The sequence below is a fragment of the Corynebacterium sp. genome, from assembly GCF_030530965.1.
Taxonomy (GTDB): domain Bacteria; phylum Actinomycetota; class Actinomycetes; order Mycobacteriales; family Mycobacteriaceae; genus Corynebacterium.
The window spans coordinates 29,771-34,501 of sequence record NZ_JAUMTY010000009.1 but is presented as its reverse complement, the minus strand read 5'-3'; the positions used below and the strand labels follow the sequence as shown (position 1 = coordinate 34,501).

Sequence of the window (4,731 nt, the reverse complement as noted above, 5' to 3'; positions counted from 1 at the left end):
GTCCCGATTGCGACGATCATCATGTCTTTGTTTGCGGTCCGGTGGCAGAACCAGATCGCCCGGACGATGGGGGCGGAAGCCTACACGCCGGCGAAGTTCTTGCTGGTCATTCCGGTCGGACTGGGGCTCTGGGCAGCCGTCGTGGGGGTTGTCCGCCTGCTCATTAATCTCGTCGAGTGGTTGGCCGATCACGGCCCGCAGCGATGGGGAGATGCCACGAGAACCATCGCCGCGTGGCTCGTCGTTGTCGTCGTCCTGGTTTTTGTCGGCGACAAAATCGTGCCGGGAACGACGATGTCCGTCGCAGAACGGGTGTTCTCAGTGCGGAATAACAAAATCCGGTCTGACCTGGTCCAGCCGACGGTCCCGGAGCGGTCGGGCAGTCCACAGTCCGAGGCGTCATGGGATGGGCTTGGTGCGTTTGGCACGCGGTTCACGGGCTTGGGTTTGCACAAGGATGAGCTGGAAGAACTCACCGGCCAGCCCGCGAAGGAGCCGATCCGTGTCTACGGCGGGCTTAAAAACGAGCCGGATGATCAAGCCCGCGCGAATCTCGTCGTCCGTGAGTTGGAGCGAACTCATGCCGCCAACCGCGAAGTTCTTTTTGTTATCCCGACGACGGGGACGGGGTGGGTGAACCCGACCGCTGCCCAGGCCATCGAGTTGATGTTTAACGGCAATACGGCGATTGCTGCGGATCAGTATTCGTTCCTCCCCAGTGGTTTGCAGTTCGTCGCGGACAGACAGCGAGTGAAAGAAGCCGGCAAGGTTCTCATTAACACCGTGGTCGATTGGTGGAATACGCTGCCGAAAGATCACCGGCCGCGCATCTATGTGTACGGCGAATCCCTGGGAACCTCCGCTGGTGAAGGCGCTTTTTCGGGCCTGCGCGACATCGTGAACTCGGTCAATGGCGTTCTGTGGGTGGGGCCGCAAAATAGCAATAACTTGTGGAGCCAATTTGTGGCCCGACGCGACCTGGGTACTCCGGAGGTGGAGCCTACCTATTCCGATGGGCTGACTGTGCGCTTTGCCAATGGTCCGAAGAAGATTTGGTCCTGGGAGGAGTCGCACGAACCAGCGACCCGTGAAGACAGCCCACTGTGGCCGGGCCCGCGTGTGCTGTATCTGCAGCACCCGTCGGATCCGGTGGTGTGGTGGTCGCCGAAACTCCTCTTCCACCGGCCGGATTGGTTGAAAGAACCGCCCAAAGGGGATCGCTCGCCCGCGATGACATGGGTGCCGATTCTCACGTTTTGGCAGGTCACGCTGGATCTCCCCGTCGCAGCGAATGTCCCCAACGGCCACGGTCACAACTACGGGTTCCAGCTCCTCGACGGGTTGGCGGCCGTTGCCGGGAACGGGAAATTCACCCAAGACGACATGCCACGTCTGAAGAAGCAATTGGCGACGGCCATGGAGGGGCAAGGCCCTGAGAAGGAAGTTGGCGTTGACCAAAAGAAGATGAACGGCAATTAGCGAGGGCCCCCACCGGCGGAAGGATCGTCGCCACGGGGCCTCCGTCCCTCCCACGAAGCCGGAGCCGAATCGCTACCCTGGGTGGCATGATTCTTATTAACGTGAGGTACCGCCCGAAGCCAGAATTCGTCGAGTCATTCCGCGAGAAAATGGATGAATTTACCCAGGCATGCCGCCAGGAACCAGGATGCCTGTTCTTCGAGTGGTACCGGAACACCGATGACCCCAACGAATACATCCTGATCGAGGCCTACAAGGATGCGGAGGCCGGCAAGGTTCACGCCGAGTCCGATCACTTTGCCAAGGGCATTGAGGAGATGAACAAGGTTCTGCAGTCCAGGCCGAAGATTATCAACACGACCATGGAAGATCGCTCCGGCTGGGATGATATGTCCGAGGTCACCATTGATGGTGATGAGTGATATTTTCACTCAACAGCACGTGTGACATTACAGGAGCGTAGGTAGCGCGTTATCCTCGTCCATATGACTGTGAGCACATTTGAACTATTTCGCATTGGTGTGGGGCCATCGAGTTCGCACACTGTGGGACCAATGCGTGCTGGGCTCGAATTTGCACGCAGCTTACGTGAGCGCTTAACCACGACATCGGCCGACGACGTCCCCGCCACGGCCGATTCGGGTCTTGCCGACGATGAATACGTCGAGCTGGTCGGTGGTGCTGTTACTCAGGATCCAGAGAGCATCACCGTTATTCTCTACGGCTCCCTCGCCGCGACGGGGGCTGGGCACGGAACCCTAGGCGCCTGCCTGTTGGGACTCGACGGTGCAGATCCTGCGACCGTCGACCCTGACTTCATGGGGCCACGCTTGGAGGAGATTCGGCGCACACGGACAATCAATCTTGCGGGGGATGAGTCTCTGCAGGTCCAGTGTGGTTTTGAAGATATCGTTCTTCGTCCGACGGTCGTGCGGACCATTCACACGAATGCCGTCACATTTTCCGCCATTGTGCGTGGCCAGCGCTATAAACAAACGTTTTATTCCATTGGTGGGGGCTTTATCCGAACGAAGGAAGAAGTCCCTGACCAAGACGCCTTGACCGGTCCGTGGTTGTTCACCTCGAGTAAGGAGCTCGTGGCAAAAGCCGAGCAACTGGGGGGTTCCGTCGCGGAAGTCCAACGCAAGTGTGAGCAGTCGAGACGAAGCGATCCGCAGATCAACGCCGACCTCGACGCCATCGCGGAGGCCATGTCTGATTGCGCTAAACGTGGGGTGAGCCAGGAGGGCATTTTGCCCGGTGGCCTGGGGGTTCGACGTCGTGCTCAGAAGTGGTACAGCGACCTTATTATCGATGACCCGCATCAAACAGCAGAGTTTTCCACAGATTGGGTGAACTTGGTTGCCCTCGCAGTCAATGAAGAAAATGCTGCTGGTGGGCGTGTCGTGACAGCGCCGACGAATGGGGCGGCGGGGATCATTCCGGCGGTCGGTTTTTATGCTTTGACCTTCACCCCAGCCGGCCGCAAGGATCCGCAGGACACTGCTCGTCGATTCCTGTTAGCTGCTGCGGCAGTAGGCTCCTTATATAAGGAGCGCGCCTCGATTTCCGGGGCCGAAGTGGGGTGCCAGGGCGAAGTGGGCTCAGCAGCGTCGATGGCCGCCGCGGGGTTGGCCGAGGTCTTGGGCGGAACACCCCAACAAGTCGAAAATGCTGCCGAAATCGCGATGGAGCATTCCTTAGGCCTCACCTGTGATCCGATTAGCGGGCTGGTCCAGGTCCCGTGCATCGAGCGCAACGCCATTTCTGCTGGTAAAGCTATCAATGCGGCGCGTATGTCCTTGCGTGGCGACGGCACTCACCGCGTGAGCCTGGATGAAGTCATCACCACGATGAAAGAAACCGGCGCGGATATGTCGGATCGCTATAAGGAGACCGCGGGCGGCGGGCTTGCGTTGCACGTCGCCGTCAATGTGCCTGAATGTTAGGTTTCACCTGCCGGTATGTACTATTCGAAGTAGGGTATGTGATCAACCAGGAGAGGCCCCACGATGAGCGATTCGCCGCAGACCACGAATACACAGGATTCTGGCTCAGAGGAATCTCGGCAGAAACCGAAGAAACTCGACCGGAAAGCGTACGAAAAAGAGCTCAAGCGTCTGCAAGCTGAACTCGTGGAAATGCAGCAGTGGGTGGTATCCACTGGTGCTCGCCTGGTCATCATCATGGAGGGCCGCGATGCCGCAGGTAAAGGCTCTGCCATTAAGCGGATCACCCAGTATCTCAACCCCAGGACGTGCCGCATCGAGGCCCTGCCGGCCCCGAACTCGCGTGAGCAAGGGCAGTGGTATTTTCAGCGCTATGTCGAAAAATTGCCGACGAAGGGCGAGATCGTCATTTTCGACCGCTCGTGGTACAACCGCGCTGGTGTCGAACGTGTGATGGGGTTCGCGACGTCGGAAGAGTACCGACGTTTCCTCCACCAGGCACCGATCTTCGAGCGTCTCCTCGTCGAAGACGGGATCATGCTCCGCAAGTATTGGTTCTCGGTGTCCGACGAAGAGCAGCTGCGTCGGTTCGAGTCGCGCCGGGACGACCCGCTGCGTCGGTGGAAACTATCGCCGATGGATATGCAGTCCATCACCCGGTGGGAGGACTATTCGAAGGCGAAGGACGAGATGTTCGTCCACACGGATATTCCCACCGCGCCGTGGTACACCGTCGAGAGCGAGGATAAAAAGCGGTCGCGTATCAACGTGATCAACCATCTCCTCTCGTCGATTCCGTATGAGCACATTGAGCAGGACATTCCTGAAATGCCCGAGCGTCCTGCCCGACGTGACTATGAGCGCCCGCCGCGCAGCGATTTCCGCTATGTGCCTGATGTGGCCTCGAACTTAGAGAAAGACAAGGTCAAGGCGAAAAAGAAGGCAAAGAAAAAGGGCAAGAAGAACAAAGATAAGAAGAAATAGTTACCGCTGGGGGTAACCGCTTGGGGGAGTGCGGTGCTCTCCAATCCGGGGGCATAAATGAGGGTGATTTCGCTCTTTTTTGGCGAAATCACTGTCATAAACGGGTGGGGAGTGGAAGACTGCGTTCATGGCAGACGCACAGAAAAGTGACCAGCAACATAGTAGTGACAATCAGCACACCGCAGCCGGTGCAGGGGATACCGCGTCGGTGACGTCACCGACGGATGATGTTCACCTCTCTGTCCACGGTTCTGTGGGCCATATCGTTCTTGACCGGCCCAAGGCACTGAACTCGCTGAACACCGACATGTGCGCGGCG

General features: G+C 58.4%; 4 protein-coding genes and 1 pseudogene. All 5 read left to right on the top strand.

Features of this window, described 5'->3' with window-relative positions; all coding sequences use genetic code 11:
* Positions 1-1,479, top strand: a 1,479-nt coding sequence (locus tag Q3981_RS03220) for an alpha/beta-hydrolase family protein (RefSeq protein ID WP_303123844.1), incomplete at its 5' end; no start/stop codon positions are given.
* An 86-nt stretch (positions 1,480-1,565) separates the two neighbouring features.
* Positions 1,566-1,901 carry a putative quinol monooxygenase gene (locus Q3981_RS03215; protein WP_046203348.1) on the top strand — a complete coding sequence of 112 codons (336 nt, stop codon included), beginning with the start codon at positions 1,566-1,568 and terminating at the stop codon, positions 1,899-1,901.
* A 63-nt stretch (positions 1,902-1,964) separates the two neighbouring features.
* The gene (locus tag Q3981_RS03210) at positions 1,965-3,428 is read left to right on the top strand and encodes an L-serine ammonia-lyase (protein WP_303123840.1); all 1,464 of its coding nucleotides are present in this window, start codon (positions 1,965-1,967) and stop codon (positions 3,426-3,428) included.
* A 63-nt stretch (positions 3,429-3,491) separates the two neighbouring features.
* A complete protein-coding gene (gene ppk2 / locus Q3981_RS03205; protein WP_012731191.1) occupies positions 3,492-4,412 on the top strand; it encodes a polyphosphate kinase 2 in 921 nt (306 codons plus the stop codon).
* Positions 4,413-4,539: 127 nt separating this feature from the next.
* Positions 4,540-4,731 (top strand): annotated as a pseudogene (locus Q3981_RS03200) (hypothetical protein); the annotation flags it as partial.